The sequence below is a fragment of the Shewanella sp. SM29 genome, from assembly GCF_025654245.1.
Taxonomy (GTDB): Bacteria; Pseudomonadota; Gammaproteobacteria; order Enterobacterales; family Shewanellaceae; genus Shewanella; species Shewanella oncorhynchi.
This window is the reverse complement of record NZ_JAKKRN010000038.1, coordinates 13,746-35,341: the sequence shown is the minus strand read 5'-3', so window position 1 is coordinate 35,341 and position 21,596 is coordinate 13,746. Positions and strand designations below refer to the sequence as shown.

The following is a 21,596-nucleotide window of genomic DNA, read 5'->3' as shown; positions in this document are numbered from 1 at the left end:
TTAGGGAGTAGTACGTATGGAGCAGTTATACGAACTGGCCCAAGCCATGATACACAATGATCTGGCGGTTTTAGCCAATCCTAAAATCGCCCTCATGGTCAGCGCATTAATTTGTGGCTTTTTAGTGTTAGAAAATGGCTTTATTCCCACCGCATTTTTACCCGGAGATAGCCTACTCTTTCTCACTGGAGTGCTGATTTATCAAGATATTCTTCATATCGGTATTATGCCGTTATTGGTTCTAGCAACCTTTACAGGTACAGCTATAGGTTATTTACAGGGTCGATTTTTAGGGCATACCCAAATTTACCAAAAACTGCTGTCGAATATTGATATCAAACATCAGGAAAAAGCGACCCACCTAATTGATAACTATGGAGTGATAACCCTGCTACTCGCACGTTATATTCCTTTTGTTCGTACCGTTTACCCCTATATTTTAGGTGCAACGGGTATTTCTTCCCGTCGTTTTTTACTCATTAACTTCATCAGCTCAATGGTGTGGATTTTTTCCGTTGTTGGTTTTGGGTATCTCATTAGCCATACCCAATTAGCAACAAAATACCAAACACAATTTATGAGCATAATCATTTACTTGCCAGTAGCCTTGCTAACTTTCGGTATTATTGCCTTAGTGTACAAATGGTTAAGTAAAACAAAAGAGGTTTAGGTGCACTCAGTCAATCGACTTACTTATCGAGAATTCCTATCTAAACTGACTTGGATAATCTTGTATACTGACGGCCACGCAATGACGATATAACGAAAGCGTGCACTAGAACGCATGATGAGCGACTAAGCTGCACCAGAACGCAACACATTAGGATGACCATGTTAGGAACGCTAAAAAAGATGCGCGTGCAGTTAGATGACGCGCAACAAGTGCAATATCAACTCGTTATTGGTGATGAGTTACTCCCGCTCAATCCATTGATAGGCAAGCAATTAACCTTGACCCACACGGGTAATATCTTCTGCTGCAACTGCGGTAAAAAGAGCAAGAAGAGTTACTCGCAGGGCCATTGTTTTGTCTGTATGCAAAAGCTGGCGAGTTGCGATATGTGCATCATGAAGCCGGAAACTTGTCATTACGACCAAGGCACTTGCCGCGAACCAGAGTGGGCCCAGAGCCACTGTTTTGTGCCGCATTATGTATATCTGTCGAATACTTCGGGCGTTAAAGTCGGCATTACCCGCCACACTCAACTGCCCACCCGTTGGATTGACCAAGGTGCTACCCAAGGTTTACCGATTTTTAAAGTCTCAACAAGACAGCTCTCAGGCTTAGTCGAAGTAGAATTGGCAAAACTGGTTAATGATAAAACCCATTGGCAAGCCATGTTAAAAGGCCATGCCGACGATATTGATTTAAATGCTAAGGCTGCGGAACTGATCCCACAAATTGAGGCTAAGTTACACGAAATCGGCATGCAAAAAGGCGATTACAGTATCGAGCGTTTGCACGAAACGATTCAGCCAATTCATTATCCAATTGACACCTTTCCGAAGAAGATCACTTCGCACAATTTCGATAAAGATGTGGTCGTCAGCGGAATTTTGCAGGGGATCAAAGGGCAGTATTTAATGTTTGATACGGGCGTGATTAACATTCGTAAGTTTTCATCCTACGAGATCACAGTCGAGCACGACTGAAACAGTCTGAAATCAAAATGGAACTTCCCTCCATTAAAATGAAAAAGCGCGGCAGTTTTCACTGTCGCGCCCTTTATTGAGATGGCTGTCACTAAAGTACCATGTCCCACAGTTCAAAAATGGGAGCTAGCACCACAAACATGGGACCAAGACACCTCAATTAAGCACTAATCCCGTTTATCTGGCGAATGCTCCAACCAAAATGCTGACTCAATTCACTTAGAACTGAACTAAAGCTCAAACGCTGGCTAAGGAGCCACATTAACCGACGGCATATTGGCCAACATACTGGCAATGAGACTGTCGAAATTTTCGGTTAGCTCATCCATCTTTTTAATGTTGCCAAAACCTTGGGCAAGCACACGCCAAATTGGCTCATCAACGCCCTGTATTTTAGTGGGTTTAAAGAGCGCTATCACCACGGTACCTTTGTCATACTTTTGGGTATTCACACCGTCGGTTGACAGCCCAGCGACTAACCCTGTCACTGCCAAAATTTGTTCATCGCTCATTTCAGTTCCCATAGCGACGCCAAAGCCAACCTGAAAATCCGCCAGTAGTGGATCTTCGACCCAGCGATATCCCTTACTCTGCAAAGTTTGCTTTAATACAGCTTGCATGTGTTGCAACACTGGCTGCGGATCTAAGCGTTTATCTGTAATGATTTTTTGAAATTTAGGATGCCAAGTAAATGTCATTGCCGTTGACGGTAATTCACTGAGATCGCCAGACATCACGATTGTGGTTCGCAACGGCTGCGCCGCGTTATCCGTCACAGTTACGCACCCAGTAAGACCTAAAACGCTGCTAAAAAGCAGTATTAACACTCTCAAATACCGATTTAACACTCGGTCGGGAACCCAGCAAGGAACTCGACTGAGCTGTCGATTTAGCACTCCACTTAGCTCACTATGTAATGATGGATTCATCATGCCCTGTTACCTCAATCTATAAAATGCTGTCTAAGGATAGTTGCTATTACTAAAACTGAAAGCTGATATCCATCATAGTGTTAAATCAGCATATTCCAATATATTGATATTCGTGCTAACACAGAAAACCATCAAACTGCGCTAGCCCTATTCTCACGCCATCAATCCCATCGAGGCATGTACATATTTTGTTATTCTTTTTAGTTTATAAACTCGCTATGTCGTATAGGCGCGGCAACATTTAATCGCTAGAATGCCTCGCCTGCGTTGCAATCAAATGTCTAAATTATAAATAATAGCAACACAGTATTGCGTACCGTCCGATGAGTAAATCGCAGGCTCAATGCGGCAAATAATCACAATGCCATAAAACTAAAATAAAGGTGTGGATCTATCTATGGAGTTAATACTCGCTATCGCGTTGTTTGCCTTTTCATCGGGGATCACCCCAGGGCCTAACAATATTATGCTGATGACCTCAGGGGTAAACTTTGGCGTAAAACGCAGTATTCCGCATCTTATGGGAATAAGCCTTGGCTTCCCGACCATGATCCTCGCGATAGGTTTGGGCTTGAGCGCCCTATTCCAAAGCTATCCTATCATCCATCAAGTGATTAAAGTCGTCGGCATAGGTTACCTTTTGTATCTGTCTTGGTTGATTGCCAACAGCAGTAGCAAGATGGAAGGCAAAGCCATTGCTAAACCCTTCAGTTTTATCCAAGCCGCGGCCTTTCAATGGGTCAACCCTAAGGGCTGGATCATGGCCGTGGGCGCGATTGCGACATTCACGTCAGTACAGCAGGATTTGACCCCGCAGGTCATCACTATTGCAACGGTATTTTTGTGCGTCGCCTTTCCCTGCGCTATCGTCTGGCTCGGCTTTGGTGTGGCCCTTAAACGCATTTTAAAAAATGAGCGCCAACAGAAGATTTTTAATATCAGCATGGCGCTCTTGCTTGTGGCGTCTATCATCCCTATGATCGCCCCCTAATTTTTAAGCACGAGCAAACGACCGCCATGAACGAAATTGACATGATCACTCAACAAACCGACGACTGGGTGAAAAAAGTGATCATGAAATACAATATTTGCCCCTTCGCCAGACAAGAAGTCGAACGCGGCAGTATTCGGTATCTGGTAGTGGAACAAACTAAAGTCAAACAAGTGCTTAAGGCATTGATCGAAGAATGCCAATACCTCGACGCCCACCCCGAAGCCGAAACCACACTGTTTATTCTACCCCGTGGTTTTGAGGGGTTTTATGCCTATCTCGACCTCATCGACATGGCAACCGATACGCTTATCGAACACGAGTACGAAGGCACTTACCAACTCGCCACCTTCCACCCAGACTATTGTTTCGATGGCGAACCACAGGACGGGGCAGCCAACTTCACCAACCGCGCGCCCTACCCAACCCTGCATATTATCCGCGAAGCCAGCATGGAGTTAGCCCTTGCTAACTACAACGATCCCGAAACCATCCCAGAGCGCAATATCGCCTTTTGCGAACGCAAAGGCAGCGACTTTTTCGTCAAACTGTTAGCAGAGTGCATGGGGAAATCCTCATAACAACTCATACTAGGCAGTGAAATGCCATTTTCAGAAAACCAACTCAAAGCTTAAACAAACAAGGAATGTAACAGCGATGGATATAGTGTTGCCCGAAGAACTCTGCCACTTTTTAAGCACAGCAATTCCTGACTCGCGCCAACTTGATATAGGTTTTGCCTTATTTGAATTCCCACGAGTTGAAGAGCTGATAGACTTTCAACTGGGTTATCGCTGGCATGGTATCACCCGAGCGCAAGAATCGGCTTGGGATAACAATTGGTTAGTGCTTGCAAGTTCACATGGCGACCCCTTAATTTATCATTTAAAGGACGGGCACATTCTTTTCGCTCGCCATGGTGCAGGCCGTTGGGAGCCCTGCCTTCTTTTTACCGATTTAGCCAAAATGTCTCGCTGCTTTAATGAAATTGCGGCTCTTATCACTGAAACGGATAAAGCCCTTTTCGATGATAACGTCAATATCCAGCCAACCTATGTTGAGCTAATTAAAGCGATGATTGTTAACCATGTAGGGCTTGAGCAAGGCAACCAGATAATCGAGCAATTGGAAATCATGGCCTACTAACATAAGTAGGCCATAATAAATAAAACATTATAAATTAATAATTTATACATTATAAATCAATGTTTTTAAAATAGCTTACCCGCAGGCATACCGACGATATCTTTATCATGGTCGTTAATGCTCGCGAATAAGATCTGTCAAACCTATAACTGAAAACGTCTTAGTAATTCTTTTAGCGTAACACCAAGGCTAGCAAGATCGTCGGCGGAACGTGCAGTTTCTGCCGCGCCATCAGCGGTTTGTTCGGCAATATCCCTAACTCTCACAATACTTTTATTAATATCTTCTGCCACGGCGCTTTGTTCTTCCGAGGCAGCGGCAATTTGATGTGTCATATCCTGGATACGGCTAACCGCATCGGCAATATCCACTAACATTTCACCCGCTTCGCGGGATAATGACACTGCGCCATCACTTAATGTTCGGCTTTTGGTCATCATTTGTACCGACTCCAGTGTCCCCTTTTGCAAATTAACAATCATATTTTCAATTTCTTCAGTAGAGGATTGTGTTCGACTCGCAAGGCTTCTCACCTCATCGGCCACCACTGCAAATCCCCGTCCCGCCTCACCTGCTCTTGCAGCTTCAATGGCCGCATTTAGCGCGAGTAAATTGGTCTGTTGTGCAACCGATTTGATCACATCAAGGACGGAACCGATACTGTCACTCTCCGATTGTAAGCGCTCCATCGCATGTGCCGTGGTCGCTATTTCCTTGGCTAAAAGTTCGATTTGACTGACCGCTTCAATAACTTTTTTATTACCTATTGCAGTGGTGTGATCCGCCTCTTTAGCCGCTAGCGCAACATTTTCAGCACTGGTAGAAACCTCTTGCACTGTCGCCGCCATTTCATTAATCGCGGTGGCAACTTGGTCAGTTTCACTACGCTGATTTTGCATACCCGCACGATTTTGTTCAGTGACCGCAGAAAGCACCTCAGCCGATGAAGCCAACTGCACCACGCTATCGCCTATTTGTGTCAACACTTGCTTAAGGGTGCTATTCATTTCACCCATGGCACGCAATAATTCCCCCATCTCGTCCTGACGCTCTGAGTGGATAGTGCTGCTTAAATCACCTGTGGCAATTTTTCTCGCTGTAAGGAGGGTTTGTTTAAGTGGCCCGACAATTTGTCCACTGATTAACCACGCAAGTAAGGGGCCGACAACCAAGGCGACAATTAACGCACCGAGTACCACAGCCTTTGCTTGGGCATCAGCGTCAGCCCGTTTATGCTTTTGGATGTCAACTAATTCACGAATATTCACCATCAATGTTTGTGCTGCGCCGCCCATTGACTGCGCTAGGTTATTCATATCACGATTAACATTGACCATAGCATCAATATCATGGTCGTAACGGTCCAATATCTGGATGGCTTGTGCGGTATCCTCTCCCTTAAGAGTGGCGATAGTCTGTGACAATCTGGCAATGGCATCTTTTGCCGTTTTTAAATTGAGATCACTAGCATCATAGACATAGCCTCGGATGTGATAACGTAACATGGTCATTTGCTGGCTAACACTTAAGGCATCTTTTAATAATTCAGTATTTTGCGTCGCTTGCGCCCTGTTGGTCATTCTATCGACCAGCTCCGCATAGGTGGCAACCAACTTGGCCCCCACTTGAGCACCCGTGACTTTCAATTCCTGTTTATGCTTAAACACATCACTAAACTGATTTATTGATTGATGATACCGCTCCGTCACCACTAACGATTCTTGAAGATACAGCCGATCGTATGCATCGTTAGACGCTAACAACTGTTGCTGTAAACCGCTTTTTGTATTTTCAATTAAGCTCTGTAGTTCATCCAATTTTTTTAAATCGCCATTTGCGATAAATTCTAATCTTGCGGCCTTAGCCGCAAGCAGTGTTTTATCGACATTGGCAATAAACTCCAACCGACTACTGCTGATATCGATTGAGGTAAGTCCCCTGTATCCAGCCGCTGCCACAATAAATATCAGCAATAACAAGATCCCAAAACCAAGCCTTAACTTATTGGTTACCGTCATGTTTCCTAGCAGGCGGCGCAAACCTTCCATTTAAATACCCCATATCAAATTTAAAAATGAATATACAAATCCAATGCAATTGTAATGAGTTTTTCATGGCCGTTTATTGACCCAGTTAACCAATCTATAAAATACATTATATGTATAACATTTAAATTAAGGATGTATTGTGGAAGTCAGAAGCAAGAGAAAGCATTGTGGGAATGACAACAAAAATGAAAGAGTGATGACATGTCATCGTAGAAGGCCATGAATGGACCATTATTTAAGAGAAGATTAAGCGTGCCCGCAAGTAGCTGCATTCGATTTACAATAGACACACAGCCAAATTAAAACAATAAATTTGAGCACTACGACAAGGCTGGTGACATCACAATATCCGATACATCTTCGTCATGGTCGATACTAAAGGCCATAAAACCATCGATTTTAGGGATCGCTTGATAGACTTCAGTTTGGGTAAACAACACTAGACATTCGTTAAACACTGCGCGTATTTGCCGTGCTATCTCCTCCCACTCACTAAAGTCATCCTCGGGTAAGCTCTGTTGAATCGTCTGCAACTCATCCTCTGAAAGCAGGTAACATGTACTAAAACATTGATACTCCCAGTCACCTGTATTGAATTTAAGTTCTTGGATAGCCTCAGGGCTTTGGTATGACTCAGCCCATTCCCCAGACTGGTAATAGGCCAATCGCTGCTGAAAATCTGCCTCTGTATTAAAACAAAGATTTAATTCTGCGTATTCAGCATGGGTGTCAAAAGCAAAGGCATAAAAGGTTTTATCAGGATGAGCTAATAAAAATTGCTCAACCTCAACCGTTGTAAACCGCAATGTCTCGGCTTTGATTCGAGCAATAAGAGCATTATCTAATGGCATAAAGATGTTCCATTTATACAATATTTTTTGTGTCTCAGTGCATCACTTAAATTAAACCGACGTTACTAAACTCAATGCTTTAGTCATTTTTTACTAACGTCAAGCATTGAGATTAAGCTGAATTAAAGGATTTGTACGCTCCATTTCTCATTGCCATAGCGACGATTTTTATAGCTATCGATACGCCATTCATCGGCTTTTTTGAGAGCAATAAACAAATACTCATCTTCGAAGTTAGTGTTGGTTTTAATATAAATTTCGGCTCTGCTTTTATTTTTTAAAGTAATTTGCACTTCAAGAGGATGAGCGCAACCATTAAATTTTGAAGGAAACCCGAAGGAATTACGCACTTTTCCGCCGTAAACGCGCTGTTTTTCGGTGCAAAAATCGTCAAATAACGGCGCTATTTGCTCATTCAGTAAAGCAAACCAATCGGTTTGCTTCGCATAATGGAATTCAGCCACTGGCAATTCCTGCCGTAGCTTATCTTCTTCGGCAGTTCTTTCGGTATAGAGGGTATTTTCGATACTGTTCCAGCGCGTACAAAAAGATAACACTTTCTCTGTTAAATATGCTTTTAATTCAATATCATCCATTTAAATTATTGACTCCTTTATTTATAAGTCTGTCGGTCAAACCCGCCAAGAGTTTATACCATATCGGGACAGACGAATGACTCTTTACCGCGATTAAACGACGTATTAAAACCAATCCTTTACGCTCAAACGAGCTTGCACCACTGCAAACTCGGCAGCAAGCCATAACACCAAGATTTACAATGCTATAGATTTAATCCCCACACATCAAAGGCATCACGACTTAATTGTTCCCTAAAATCTGGGTGAGCGATGGCGATCAGCGCTTGTGCCCGTTCGCGCAGTGAACGGCCGCGTAGATTAGCGGCGCCGTATTCGGTCACAATGTAATGCACATGGGCCCGAGTGGTGACAACCCCTGCGCCAGGTGATAACACGCTTGCAATACGAGAAAGCGTTCCCCCCGCGGCAGTGCTGGGCAGCGCAATCACAGAACGACCACCTTCAGATAACCCTGCTCCGCGGATGAAATCCATCTGGCCGCCGACACCGGAATAGATTTTAGTGCCAATGGAATCGGCGCACACTTGCCCTGAAAGGTCGACCTGCAACGCCGAGTTAATCGCCATCACATTAGGATTTTTACGGATAATGGCCGTGTCGTTAACTTGCTCTATGTCCATAAAGATAACCGCAGGATTATCATCAACATAGTCGTATAATTTCTGGCTACCCAGGGCGAAACCTGTGACGAGTTTTCCCGGATAAAAACGCTTCTTGCTGTTGTTAATCACGCCCTTTTCAACCAGTTGCAATATACCGTCAGAAAATAGCTCAGTGTGGACGCCTAAGTCTTTATGTTCGGTTAAGCAAGACAACACGGCATCGGGGATCGCACCTATACCCATTTGCAAACAATCGCCATTACGCACCAGTTGGGCAACATTTTTACCGATCGCCAAACTCACCGCATCCCCCGTCGCGAAGGAATGAATGGGCAACGCCGCGCTCTGCTCATACACAGCGGCAAAACGGTCGATATGGATAAAGCTGTCGCCATGGGTGCGCGGCATTTGTGGATTAATATGAGCAATGATCTTACCCGCGACTTGGCAAGCTGCGAGCGTTGCTTCAACCGAGATCCCTAAGGAACACATGCCATGCTTATCGGGTGGCGACACTTGGATAATTGCGGTATCAATTTTTTGCTCGCCGGAACGAAATAACTTAGGCACTTCAGACAGGAAAATCGGCACATAATCCGCGTCACCACTTTGCAGTAATGCCCGCGTTGGCAGCCCACCGAAAAAACATCGATGGCGTAAATGCCCCTGTAAACTGGGATGGCTTAAGGATTCGGCGCCTTCAGTATGTAACTGTAACAGGGTGAGATTTTCTTTGATGAGTGCATGCTGCGCCAACGCATCTAATAAAATGCGCGGAGTGGCGCCCATGGAATGAGTCCACAGCGTCTCGCCGCTTTGAATTAAAGCAACCGCATCGAGCGCGCTATGACAAATGATTGGAGGCATAATGAATTCCCTTCGCTAAGCATGATGGCGGCAATCGCCCTAGCGGCAGTGTAAGGGATATCCTAATTAAGCAACCTCGATTTCAATGGCTTAGCGCGACTGTTTACTGATAATTTGCGCTATATCAAAACTCGGCGCTTTGCCCTTGATGATGAAACTCAGTACAGGGTTAATCCAAGCGCTTCGAAAATCTCATACTGGCAATCAATAACCCAATACAAGTAAAACCTATCATCCACAGGGCATCAAATTGCAGATCCATCACTTGGGCATCGCGCAGCACTATGGCCCGTGACATGCGCATAAAATGGGTTGCGGGTAAAGCTTCGGCAATCCATTGCGCCGCGATAGGCATGGCTTCGTAGGGGAACATAAATCCCGACAAGAGAATCGATGGCAGCAGGATAAATACCGTCATCTGCATCGATTGCAACTGAGTTTTAGCTATGGTCGAAATCACTAATCCTAAGGTTAAACTGGCGCAAATGAACAACATAGCAGCAAGGGCGATAGAATCAAGCCCGCCGCGAATGGGCACATCGAACAACAGATGCCCTGCGCTCAGGATAATGGTCACTTGCACAAAGCCAACCATCACATAGGGCACGATTTTACCCAGCATCAACTCCAGTGGCCGCACAGGCGTAGTGATCAAAAACTCCATATTGCCCTGCTCGCGCTCACGCACTATGGCGGCGGAAGTAAACATCACCATGGTCATAGTCAAAATCACTCCCAACAGGCCGGGTACTATGTTGACCACAGAACGTTGTTCTGGGTTGAAATATTGCACCACTTCAAAACTCGGCATCGCCGTTTTTAGTGCTCTTCCTGCGACTTCATCCAGTGGCATTTGCCTTAGGCTACGAATAGTTGAAGCGACAACCGTATCTGAACCATCCACTAGCCATTGGCCAGCGGGTTGTGCGATATAGGACTGCGCTAAATATTGCTGACCCACAAAGCTTGGGTGACGCACTAAGCGCTCATCAAGATCGGCGGGCAAATACAGCACAGCTTTGACTTCGCCGCGAGTGATCGCCGCCTCAGCCTCGGCGGCACTAAAATAACGCTGTTTAAAATCTACGACCTGCGTTGCTTCCACCGCCTTAACCAGTGCGCGACTGTAGGCAGAATCACTCAAATTAACTAACCCAGCAGGCAGATGGCGAGCATCGGTATTGATGGCATAACCAAACAACATCAGTTGCACCAGCGGGATCATGACTATCATGCCAAAGGTCATGCGATCCCGCGACAACTGCCGCAGCTCTTTGACCACAATCGCAAAAATCCTACGCCACATGGTCAGTCTCTCCCTTGGAAACCCCAGCCAAGCGCTCGCCAGTACAAGTGACAAACACATCTTCTAAGCTAGCGCGCACTTCTTCCATCGTCCGGCTGGCAACCCTAGGTTTAAGCCAAGCGAGCGGATTTTCAATATCGCTGCGCACTAACACCCGCAAACGACTGCCGATTTGCGCCGCCGACAATACCGCAGACTCGCTGATCAGTGATTGTTTTAAAGTGCGTAAGTCGTCCCCTGAGATCTCAACCACCCGAGCCCCCATAGCCGCCATCAGCTGCTGGGGTGAACCGTCGGCGCGTTTTATCCCGCGCTCTAAAATCGCAAGACCATGGCAACGCTCGGCCTCATCCATATAGTGAGTCGACACAAGTATCGTAGTGCCTTGGGCACAGAGATCGAATAAGCGCTCCCAAAACTCGCGTCGATTTTCAGGATCGACCGCCGATGTCGGCTCATCGAGAAACAATAATTCGGGGTGATGTAAGGTCGCTGCCGCTAAGGCCAAACGCTGTTTCTGGCCGCCACTCATGGAGCCCGCCATTTGTTTCTCGCGGCCGACTAAATCGTATAGCGTGACTAACTCGGCTATTCGCAGCTTTGATGCTCGGCGGTTAAGGCCATAAATTTGCGCGACAAACTCTAAGTTTTCCCGCACCGAAAGATTGTCGTACAGGGAGAATTTTTGCGTCATATAGCCAATGCGGCGACGCAGTTTTTCCTCGGCGCCGGGTAAGGTTTCACCCAATACGCGGATATTCCCCGATGTGGGACTCAGTAACCCAGTCAACATACGAATTGAAGTCGATTTTCCGCAGCCATTGGGGCCGAGAAACCCATAAATTGTGCCCTTGGGAATGGCGAGGTCGAGGTTTTCCACCGCATTAACACCACCAAAGGCGCGGGTCATCCCTTGGGTCTCGATAGCAAAATCAGCGCTTTTCATGGCTGCTCCACTTTTTGCTGCACTCCTTGCAGCACATCGAGTTGCAGCACATCGAGTTCAACTTCTAATGCCATGCCAGTAGGTAGGTCCTGATCTGTGGCGGAAATGGTGATATCGGTCAAATACATCAGCCGCGCTCGATCACGTTCATTTAGCGCATAAAATGGCGTGTAAGCAGGTTGACTGCGAATATTTCGCACAGTGCCAGCAATCGGTATCTCGCGGCCATCCACAAGAATATTGACGCTATCGCCCGCCTTCACTCTGTCTAACCAAGTCGCGGGCAGGTAAACCCGCACATAGGGATTATCGCTCGCCAGCAAACCAATCAACTGAGTGCCTGCGGCAATGCGATCGCCGACTCGCCAAGGCAACGTATCGACAACGGCATCACGCGCCGCTACTAAGCTCAAGTCTGCTAAGGCTTTTTGTTCGATGGCTACACTGGCGCGAGCTGCAGCCACCGCGGCTTTAGCTTGTTCAAGCTGCTCACTACGGGTGCCATTTTCTAGCAATCGCAGGCTTTGCTGCGCCTCAGCTTGTTTAGCGAAACTGGTATCCCGCGCCGCACGGGCCGTATCTAAATCCGCTTGGCTAAGTACTTTAGTGGCAAATAAACGGTTTGTTCGTTCAAAAGCTCGCTGAGCCTCTTTCACGCTGGCATTTGCCCCGTCGAGCACGGCCTTGGCGCGTTCTATATCCTCTAAACGCGCACCTGTGACCGCCTCAGAAAGTTTAGCTTTAGCCTGTTCAAGCTCGGCTTGGCGCAGGGCGAGGCGCGCATTGGCTGAGGTTGTATCAAGCTGAATTAACACCTCGCCCGCCTTAACCTGTTGACCTTCAACCACATTCACTTGAGTAATCAACTCACCTACGGGCGCGGTAAGTGTCAGCCTGTCCCGCTCGACAGTGCCAAGCACTCTGGGCGGCGCTTCAGTGCAGCCGACTAATAGCAAGATCACACAACCCACACTCACGTGCATCAGAATTTTAAAATTCACTCTCATTACGACTTCCTCGGTTCACGCAGTACACCTTGGGTAAAAACCTGCATATTGTGCAGCGCTAGACGCTGTAAACCATCAGCATCGGCACTAAAAAAGCCGAACTGACGCATTAACACCGGGGGCGCAATAAGCGGAAAAACCATCAGACTCACGAAACTGAGGCGTACTAAATCGGGATCTAATCCCTCCTTCAATAGCCCTGCATTGACTAATGTGGATTCGAGCCATTGCCGCGAGAGGGATAAAATTTGCTCAAAAACAGACAACATAATGCGATAAGGTTCTGAGCCATCGCCTTCCTGTAGCACCCGTATAATCAACCGTGGCAATCCCAGGTTAGGTGCCATAACGCGATAATATGTCTGCATAAGTTCACCCAAGTTATTTGGGGCATCCGCAGCGGATATTTCGCGAAAACGCGCTAATACGGGTTCAAGGGTTTCCCGCACCATTTGTTCGAACAGGCCCGCTTTTGAACCAAAATAATAACGAATAAGTGCGGCATCAACCTCGGCTTCGCGGGCAATTTCACGGGTAGAAACGCTGGGATAACTGCGATGACTGAAGAGACTTAGGGCTGCGATAATTAAGCGTTGGCGGGCATCGGAATCCCCTTTCGGACGACCAGGAGTCTGCGGCTGTGATTCAGGTTGGGCGGTAAATGGCACAACCCCCTTTGGGCGACCGGGAATAAGCGACATGGCAAGCTCCAGCAAAATTCATCTATTGATGAATATACTGAAAAGCCGCGTAAAAAGGCAGCAGTTAAATTCCTCATTTTCATTGATATTGAGGAATTTAACCCTAGGACTGCATGGTTAAAATTTAGATACCGTTCAATCGAAAAATTAAGCGGTCTTCTATTAAAGATTTATACAGTAAAAGCTTATGCGCCTTTCACTATCGCACTCAAACGGGTAATGAATTGCTGTACGGCTTCAACTGTGTCAAAACTAAAGGCAAGGCCATAGTGGGTTTCGGTCAAACTCTTATGCAAACGTTTGGGGAAACGTGTCATCTCGGCATTGTGGAAATAGTCGTATTTGGCATGCACGCCTGCAATAGTGGCAAGTTCGCCGGAAAAGACTTCGAATGCAGGGCGAATAATCAAGTTTGGTGATTTACCGTCGAGGTGTAAATAGAAAGCCTCTTTGGTTTCTGGGAGCATGTATTCTGTAATGTTTTTTATGGTGAAGTTAGTGCGACATTGCAGTCCACTTAAGCAGCTCACCATCTTATTATGTTCTATCGCCAAACTTATTCTCCCGTGTTTGTTGTCTATTTAAACCTGCCCATATCGCGCTACTTTTTCTACTCTCAGTCAATCCATGGCTCAGATGACTGATTAAGATAAGAAGAATGTCATCTCGGCAATGTTGGTTCTTATCTCGTTTATCCCACTTTACCTCAGCTCAGCCTAATCGGTTTAGTCTTTAAATGCACTAAAGTGATACCCATATCCCAGAGTAAATGGACGAGTTTGAATTATTTATCACAAAAAACCTTTATATACAGAACGATAAACCGATTAATTCAAACGCTAAGTGGGTGTAACAGAAAATTCTTTTGTGTAAGCAAATCGATATTTCAAACACGATAAAACTCAATTTAGTTTATTAGGCATTGCTTATCATCAGGTTATCAGCCTTTAGTTTGACATTAAAACGAACCGTTCAAAATGCGACCCAGCGATTGCATTTTATAATGATTGTTTTACTTGCCAGCTTAAAATGTTGCGTCTAGGTTAATAAGCTTGAGTTAAGTCCTGTTGATAATGGCTAAGTTACGGCAATCACATTTGATGCCAACCTAAACTAGCGCATTCACGCTATCCCGTCGTATTCAGGCCTTAAGTCATGTTTTACCCAAAGTGAGTAACCCGCGCTTAAGCGCCTATAAACCGAGCCATGCCAGCCGATTTCAAGCTTATTTACGGCAAATCCTGCATTAACTGACTTGCCCTAAACTGTCGCAACGGACTGGCGGCCACAATCAACAAGACCAACAACACGAGATATAGCCATGAAGATCAAAAAAGCCCTCATGCTCTTGGGTCTGTTCGCTGTCAGCCCAGTAACGTTAGCCGCAACCGGAGTCGCCTTTATCCATGGTACGGGTCACCAGACCAATGCCTTAGCCGATTACTGGACGCCCGAATTTGTTAACTCAGTGCGCCAAGGCATCCCAGTGCCAAACAATTACACAGTGATCAACTGCGACTTTGACCAATATATGTGGGAAGAAAGCGCCGCAGGTTGTCTGGCCACGCAGCTCAATAGCTTTATCCAAGCCAAAAATATCGACGACTTAATTCTGCTGACCCACTCCAATGGTGGCAACGTAGTGCGGTGGATTTTATCTAACCCTACGTGGGATAGCCGTTATCCTGCAGTGATCAACGCCACCTCAAAGGTTATCGCCATCGCGCCTTCCAGTGCTGGTACGCCGCTGGCCGATGCGGTGAACCAAGGTAATGTGTTCGAAACCAGCTTAGGCTGGCTCTTAGGCTATGGCAGCAATGCGGTGAAACAACAGCAAGTCGGTTGGATGGCAAACTACAACAACGCTTGGCTTAATGGCACAGCGGGTCGCCCATCGCTGGGTAAACCCTTCGAAGTCGTGGTGGGCTCAGATGTTGATTCCGCCATTTGGGACAGCGACAGTTACTGCGCGGGTTATCAATACCAAGTCGCGCTCGAAACCACCCAAAACTGGCTCGATAGCTGCTCCGACGGCTTCTTAAATTGCAGCTCACAAAAGGCGGCTGGCACTGTCTGGTTTACTGATAAACAAAAGACCCGTGGCCAAGAGCCCTTAAGCCATCAGCAGAGTCGTCGTACGTGTTTCAATTTAGACACGCTGATCCGCAACCACATTTAAGGAGCACTAAGATGCACACACTCAGCAAACTTGCCAGTGTCTTGGCGCTAAGCGGACTGCTTGCAGCCTGCCAAGATGAAGCCACACCCATAGAGCCCAAAACCAATGCCAGCCCAATGTACGCCAAAGGGTTAACCTTAGCCGCGCCGAGCGATACTGATCTCGTCGATAGCAATATTGCCAGCCCAACACTCACGCCCATCAACACCAGTACGGATTACATTAGCTTTATCACCCCGCTGTACGGTGAGTATCAAGCGAGTATGCTTAAGCTGGAGCAAGCCAACCAAAGTGACGAGTATTGGGTCAATGTAACAGGCGCACAGCTTAATGCGGGCGTGGGCCTCACCATGAGCCAAGCGTCTAGCTTAGTGCGCATTGCACCTCGGGGCGATACCCGCTCTGGCGCCTTAATGCATGCAGAGGCTATTGCCCCTGAGCGCGTACAAATTCAGCGCGTTACCCCTAATCAGTCACCCCAAGGCAAAGCAGCCAACAGCAGTGGGATAAACACCAATGAGTCACTGGTCAAATCGATGGTCAACGCCGATGCTTTGGCTAGCGCAGGGTTAACCGATGATTCCAGTGCTCTGCAAATGTCGGCGAAGGCCACACCGGGCGAATATCGCCTGCAGGTCAGCCAGCCGTTAACACCGAGCGCCAGCTACTTAGTCAATGTGAAGGAAAAAGGCTCGCCCTATCAACTGAGCGTCAAAGCCCCCATAGCCATCGCGGCGGATGCGCAAACCCTTGGGCTTGAACTCGCACTCAGCCAAAGTGATAACACCTTTCTGCCACAGGCAACACTCAAGCAAGCCGATGGCAATATGCAACCGCTGGCGATGGTAAAACAAGGGGAGACATGGCAAGCGGTGATCCCCGCAGGCGTGGCACTTTCGAGCAGCAATGCAGGTTTCAGTGAAATTGAAATCACAGTGCAAACCCAAGTCGATGGCCGTCCTGTGCAGCGCACGGTCAAATCTGTTTTTAAGTCTTTTGTCAATTCGGCGAGCATCAAGCCCGAAGTGCTCACGGTTTGGGATAAAGGCTTGCCTAACCAAATCAACTTTGAGTTAACTGTCGCCGAGGCGGGACGTTTTGGCTTAAGTGGCACGTTAACGGGCACCAATGCCGAAGGTCAAAAGGTGGCGATTCTACGCACCCAAGCGGCCAATTGGCTGACCCCAGAGTCGCCGAAGTTAAAGCTGATGTTAGATCCTAAGCTCATCCAAGCCTCGGGTTTACAGCCGCCCTTCGAACTCAATGAGTTAGAACTGCAAGATCAAGGTCAAATGGCCAGATTAAGCTATCAAGCCAAGGCACTAACCTTAACGCGCTAATTCAAAGGGACCAATGTTAAGGGGATAACGTTAAGATACTTAGCTTAAGGTGCTGATAAGTCAGGCTTGTTAGCCTTAAGTTCCTCTCTAATACAAAGTGCCCAATCACGGGCACTTTTTTATTGTTTATTTTTGTGATTTACACCTAAAAGCCATCACCTTATTTAACATCTAGTGCAAAGCACAAACTGTTGACAGAAAAATGACAAGCTAAAGACTATTTACCACACCTCACCCTGATAAAATTTACATTGATCATCAAGGGTTATTCCTTTTAAATAACAATCATCAACGGCATAATGTCAAGGTCTTGACGCCCAACCTTTGAATGACAAGCACACGGATCTTTATAACAATACGTATAACAATAAGAGTGACTCACAGCGCAATTTTTTACCGTGCCATGGTCAATACTCAATAAATGGACATCGTTATGAGTGACAGCACATTTTTCTTTGGTGAATGGCAAATCAATCCCAGCGCCAATAGTCTGCTCCTTGGCAAACAAGTCAAACAACTTGAGCCCAAGGCGATGGATGTGCTGCTATTTCTCTGTCAACGGGCGGGCGAAGTCGTCAGCAGTGATGAAATAGTCAGCCACTGCTGGCCAGGTGTAGATACCGGCGACAATCCACTACACAAGATTATCAATCAGTTACGTCGAGCATTAGGCGACAGCGCCACAGAACCCACCTATATAGAAACCATACGCAAACGCGGCTATCGCACCTTAGCCGAAGTGCGTTTTCCTATCGGACACCAAGCCACCGCCAGCCCACAGAGTTGGCAAGGCGGCTCGCCCTTTCCGGGGCTGCAAGCCTATAGCGCTAACTATGCCGAGGTGTTTTTTGGCCGCAGTGAACAAATCAGCACTTTGCTTAACCGGATAAGTCAACAAATCCTGTTTGGCCGTGCCTTCTGCCTGATCTTAGGTCCAAGTGGCAGCGGTAAATCTTCCCTGATTAATGCGGGTGTTGTGCCCAATTTAATGAAGGGCGACGGCTATAACGGCATTGGTGTCGCGTCATTCAGCAGCTTAGATTTTGCCGATGTGAGTAAAGGACAACTACTCACCGATCTTGCCAGTGCTATGCTCGACTGGGAAATCAACGACATCCCAGTATTCGAAGGCATGAGCGCTGAGACTCTGGCGATTCAACTCATCGAAGATATCCAAAGCGTAATCGACCAGTGCACCCAAGCGCTCAAGGCTAAACCCTTTTCTAATCCGTTTTTTGCCTTGTTTATCGACCGATTAGAAGTGTTGCTCTCATCACCGCTATTTAGCGATACCGAACGAACTCAGTTCATAGAATTATTGGAACAACTCGCCACCTCAAAAGCCGTGATTATCATCAGTGCCTGTCGCAACGATTTTTATCCTTTATTGGTCAATTACCCAAGCTTAATGGCGGGTAAAGCCCGCGGCGCCCACTTTGACTTAGCACCGCCAACACGCACTGAGCTATTACAAATGATCCGCCTGCCCGCAGTGGCTGCCAACTTAAGCTGGGAAGTTGACAGCGACACCGCGATGCCGCTCGATGAAATGCTCTGCAGCGATGCCGCCAGTAACCCAGATGCGTTGCCCATGTTGCAATACACTCTGCAGGCCTTGTATTTACAACGCAGCGCCGACGATAAGTTGTTAGTCTCTGTTTATCATGCACTTGGCGGTATTGAAGGGGCGATTGGCAAAAATGCCGAGCAGGCGATTTCACACTTAAGTGATGCCGAAAAAGCCAGTCTGCCGCGGATTTTATCCCTATTAGTCACCCTGCGCGAAGATGAAAAGTCCATCACCAGCCGCACCGCTCGCTGGTCACAACTGCAAAGCACGGCCGAAACCGCCCTAGTGCAAGCCATGGTCGATAGCCGCTTATTCGTGTCACATCTGCAAAATGGAGAACCCTGTTTTAGCATCGCCCACGAAGCACTTTTACGCCGTTGGCCGCGGGCGACGGCTTGGATTAGCGAACATAGCGACAGTTTGAGTATTAAGAGTCGCCTACAGCATTTATCTAAGCGTTGGCTCAGCGAAGCCAAACACAGCGCTTATCTGCTCGCCGAAGGCAAGCCGTTAAAAGAGGCCCAAAGCCTCAGCCAAAATCCGTTATTCGATTTAGACGATCCCGAAACCGCCTTTATCGCAGCCTCCAGCAAACGCGCCAATATGCTGCGCTGGACGAGGCGCCTAACCGTCGCCCTACTGTGCGTCCTCACCTTAACCTCCGTCATTATGAGCGTGCGCAGCATAGAAGCCGAAAAACTTGCCCTGCAAAAACGCCTTGCCGCCGAAGATTTGCTCGGCTTTATGGTGGGTGACTTCGCCGACAAGATGCGCGGCATCGGCCGTATGGACTTACTCGACGGGATCAGCAATAAGGCACTGGAATATTTCACTGATTTTTCCAATAAAGAGGATGATGCACACTTAAGCTTCGATGCCCGCTTCCAACACGGCCAAACCTTAGAGGCCATGGGTGAAGTGGCCTATTCGCGCAATAAAATCGATGAAGCTCGCAGCGCATTACTCGCGGCACAGGAAAAAATGCTGCCACTGCTCGAATTGCAGCCGGAAAACTTAGCCCTACTGAAAACCTTAGGTGCCAATGCCTTTTGGTTAGGACAGCTTAAGTATAATGTGAGTGATTGGGCGGCATCGCGCCCCTTCTTCGAGCAGTACTTAGCCTATAGCCAAACTATGTACGCCCTTGCGCCCGAAGATAAAGATGCGCTCATGGAACTTTCTTACGCCCATAACACTTTGGGCTCAGTTTCGATGAAGCAACAGGAATTTGCCAAAGCACAACAAGATTTTGAAGAGTCGCTAAGGCTTAAATTGCTCGCCTTGGCAAAAGCGCCTGAGGATAGTCAGCTAATTGCGGATGTGGCCAATGCACGTTCTTGGTTAGCGAGTGCGGCAGTGTCACAAGGTGATGTACTTTCAGCCATACAGATCCACACTCAACTCCAACAAGAACTAAGCAATAACATTAAACAGCCATATATATTAGATAGACTAGCAGCCAGCCATCAAATTCTTGCTAAGTTATACGATTATCAAGATCTACCAGAACAAGCCCTAAGACAAACCCGACTTGGTTTGGAAGCAATATCAAAAGCGCTAGAACAAGATCCTAAAAACGATATTTGGACAAGACAAAATTACTATTTACACTTCAATCTTCTAGCATTTGCACGCACTGATTCTAATGAGATTACAAGATTAAAATCTTTACTAGATTCAGATATTGATTTGAATTCTTCATCGAAGAGAGACGAAGTGTATGCAAGCTATTTTCTTGCATCAGCACAACACTTACAACGACAAGGTAAGTTTGATAAAAGTATAGAATATGCTGTGCTAGCAAAAAATGAATTTCTTAAGTTATCAAAAAAATTCAATCAAAATATTAACTTCATTTCAAACTTATCGGAAAGTATTCTATTTGAAGCTAAAACGGTCAAAAATTATAAAGCCAAGCATGAATTATGCAACACTTCAAAATATTTACTATTACCTATAGTAGAAAAAGATAAATCACCAAATTTCACCATTCATTATGTTAAAGCCCTTGACTGCCTTGGCGAAATTATAAGCGATGACAATCTTAAACATTTACTATTAAAATCTCATATAACCAATACCAAATTTTAACCAAAAGAAAGGAAGTTAATATGTTCGCACCACAAGGCTCGGCTCAATTTATTAAAGTCAATGTTAATCTAGAAAATGGCGAACCTGTATTTATTTATACAGATGCTAATGGTGAACAATGCCAAGGGGATGTGACTATCACCCAAGCTGGTACTGTTACCTACTTGCTAAATGATCAAACAGGAAAAGGTTTAAAATTTGTTGGGGTCGGCTTTGTTACCCCATTCGATGACATTGTCGATGCGGTAACCATCAGCAGCGATGGTATGTTAGTACAACTCGTCGATCTAGATAGAACGTCGGGAACTACTAAGTTCCAATTTGTATTGAGCAATACTACTAATACCTTACTGATATTAAGTCCTGATCCAGAAATTATCAATCGTCCTCAAAACTAATCGAAATGCCCAACCTTTAATCGGGCTGGGCAGTTTCTACACCCGAAGAAAAGGGGAAAAGCGGGGACAGCCATGTCTTTTTGTGCTTTGTCCCCTCTTATACTAGCCTTTACATTATCTTGATTGCGTCTGTTTGGAGCAGATGATGACCCCGGCCAGAAGAATGCTTATCGATGCTAATACAACGCCCTTCTATCATGTGATAAATCGCTGTGTCAGAAGGGCTTTTCTGTGCGGTGAGGATAAACTCACAGGCCGCAGTTATGAGCATAGACATGACTGGATTGTCGATAAAATCAAAGCATTATCCACCATCTTTAGACACTAAAATCCTTTGCGCTTGACGCTTAATACCCAAAAATCCACTCA

Annotated in this window: 19 protein-coding genes; 9 read left to right on the top strand and 10 right to left on the bottom strand. The window is 46.3% G+C overall.

Annotation, left to right across the window (positions count from 1 at the left end; genetic code table 11):
• Positions 1-16 precede the first annotated feature (16 nt).
• Together L5L77_RS19660 and L5L77_RS19655 are read left to right on the top strand one after the other, a co-directional pair.
• The gene (locus tag L5L77_RS19660) at positions 17-670 is read left to right on the top strand and encodes a DedA family protein (RefSeq protein ID WP_168823092.1); all 654 of its coding nucleotides are present in this window, start codon (positions 17-19) and stop codon (positions 668-670) included.
• A gap of 161 nt (positions 671-831) precedes the next feature.
• Positions 832-1,653 (top strand): DUF2797 domain-containing protein, encoded by an 822-nt coding sequence (locus L5L77_RS19655; RefSeq protein WP_028760536.1) that lies wholly within the window; start codon positions 832-834, stop codon positions 1,651-1,653.
• A 248-nt stretch (positions 1,654-1,901) separates the two neighbouring features.
• On the opposite strand, the gene L5L77_RS19650 is transcribed toward L5L77_RS19655, so the two are convergent.
• Complete coding sequence (locus tag L5L77_RS19650; RefSeq protein WP_317629718.1) at positions 1,902-2,585, bottom strand: DUF4136 domain-containing protein; 684 nt, start codon at positions 2,583-2,585, stop codon at positions 1,902-1,904.
• Positions 2,586-2,982: 397 nt separating this feature from the next.
• Here L5L77_RS19650 and L5L77_RS19645 point away from each other — a divergent pair, with 397 nt between their 5' ends.
• The 3 genes from L5L77_RS19645 (at position 2,983) to L5L77_RS19635 (ending at position 4,722) form a co-directional block, all read left to right on the top strand.
• Positions 2,983-3,576: a LysE family translocator gene (locus L5L77_RS19645; protein ID WP_113938904.1), complete on the top strand. Its 594-nt coding sequence runs from the start codon at positions 2,983-2,985 to the stop codon at positions 3,574-3,576.
• Positions 3,577-3,602: 26 nt separating this feature from the next.
• Positions 3,603-4,157, top strand: a complete 555-nt coding sequence (locus L5L77_RS19640; protein WP_263184624.1) for a DUF1415 domain-containing protein — start codon at positions 3,603-3,605, stop codon at positions 4,155-4,157.
• Positions 4,158-4,233: 76 nt separating this feature from the next.
• Positions 4,234-4,722 carry a hypothetical protein gene (locus tag L5L77_RS19635; RefSeq protein ID WP_219250216.1) on the top strand — a complete coding sequence of 163 codons (489 nt, stop codon included), beginning with the start codon at positions 4,234-4,236 and terminating at the stop codon, positions 4,720-4,722.
• 143 nt (positions 4,723-4,865) lie between these two features.
• Here the strand turns inward: L5L77_RS19635 and L5L77_RS19630 are convergent, their stop codons facing one another.
• From L5L77_RS19630 to L5L77_RS19590, 9 genes are all read right to left on the bottom strand, one after another.
• Entirely contained in the window at positions 4,866-6,770 is a 1,905-nt protein-coding gene (locus L5L77_RS19630) for a methyl-accepting chemotaxis protein (protein ID WP_219250215.1), read from the bottom strand.
• Positions 6,771-7,090: 320 nt separating this feature from the next.
• Positions 7,091-7,621: a DUF4303 domain-containing protein gene (locus tag L5L77_RS19625; protein ID WP_219250214.1), complete on the bottom strand. Its 531-nt coding sequence runs from the start codon at positions 7,619-7,621 to the stop codon at positions 7,091-7,093.
• A 122-nt stretch (positions 7,622-7,743) separates the two neighbouring features.
• On the bottom strand, positions 7,744-8,217 hold the full coding sequence (locus L5L77_RS19620) for an NTF2 fold immunity protein (RefSeq protein ID WP_131525690.1): 474 nt from the start codon (positions 8,215-8,217) through the stop codon (positions 7,744-7,746).
• A gap of 185 nt (positions 8,218-8,402) precedes the next feature.
• Positions 8,403-9,689, bottom strand: a complete 1,287-nt coding sequence (locus tag L5L77_RS19615; protein WP_263184626.1) for an acetyl-CoA hydrolase/transferase family protein — start codon at positions 9,687-9,689, stop codon at positions 8,403-8,405.
• Positions 9,690-9,858: 169 nt separating this feature from the next.
• Positions 9,859-10,995 carry an ABC transporter permease gene (locus L5L77_RS19610; RefSeq protein ID WP_263184628.1) on the bottom strand — a complete coding sequence of 379 codons (1,137 nt, stop codon included), beginning with the start codon at positions 10,993-10,995 and terminating at the stop codon, positions 9,859-9,861.
• Positions 10,985-11,941 carry an ATP-binding cassette domain-containing protein gene (locus tag L5L77_RS19605; protein ID WP_198573575.1) on the bottom strand — a complete coding sequence of 319 codons (957 nt, stop codon included), beginning with the start codon at positions 11,939-11,941 and terminating at the stop codon, positions 10,985-10,987. Before L5L77_RS19605 ends, L5L77_RS19610 begins: the two co-directional genes overlap by 11 nt.
• Positions 11,938-12,924: an HlyD family secretion protein gene (locus L5L77_RS19600; protein WP_411569139.1), complete on the bottom strand. Its 987-nt coding sequence runs from the start codon at positions 12,922-12,924 to the stop codon at positions 11,938-11,940. The genes L5L77_RS19605 and L5L77_RS19600 overlap by 4 nt, the downstream gene beginning before the upstream one ends.
• 23 nt (positions 12,925-12,947) lie before the next feature.
• Positions 12,948-13,649 (bottom strand): TetR/AcrR family transcriptional regulator, encoded by a 702-nt coding sequence (locus L5L77_RS19595; protein WP_263184632.1) that lies wholly within the window; start codon positions 13,647-13,649, stop codon positions 12,948-12,950.
• Between the two features lie 185 nt (positions 13,650-13,834).
• Positions 13,835-14,182, bottom strand: coding sequence for a hypothetical protein (locus tag L5L77_RS19590; RefSeq protein WP_113938914.1), 348 nt, complete (start codon positions 14,180-14,182; stop codon positions 13,835-13,837).
• Between the two features lie 788 nt (positions 14,183-14,970).
• Between L5L77_RS19590 and L5L77_RS19585 the strand changes: the two genes are divergently transcribed.
• The 4 genes from L5L77_RS19585 (at position 14,971) to L5L77_RS19570 (ending at position 21,227) form a co-directional block, all read left to right on the top strand.
• Entirely contained in the window at positions 14,971-15,828 is an 858-nt protein-coding gene (locus L5L77_RS19585; protein WP_028760548.1) for a hypothetical protein, read from the top strand.
• Between the two features lie 11 nt (positions 15,829-15,839).
• Positions 15,840-17,168, top strand: coding sequence for a DUF4785 domain-containing protein (locus tag L5L77_RS19580; RefSeq protein WP_263184634.1), 1,329 nt, complete (start codon positions 15,840-15,842; stop codon positions 17,166-17,168).
• A gap of 433 nt (positions 17,169-17,601) precedes the next feature.
• Positions 17,602-20,829, top strand: a complete 3,228-nt coding sequence (locus tag L5L77_RS19575; protein ID WP_263184637.1) for a winged helix-turn-helix domain-containing protein — start codon at positions 17,602-17,604, stop codon at positions 20,827-20,829.
• A gap of 20 nt (positions 20,830-20,849) precedes the next feature.
• Entirely contained in the window at positions 20,850-21,227 is a 378-nt protein-coding gene (locus tag L5L77_RS19570; protein ID WP_219250208.1) for a DP-EP family protein, read from the top strand.
• The last annotated feature ends 369 nt before the right edge of the window (positions 21,228-21,596 follow it).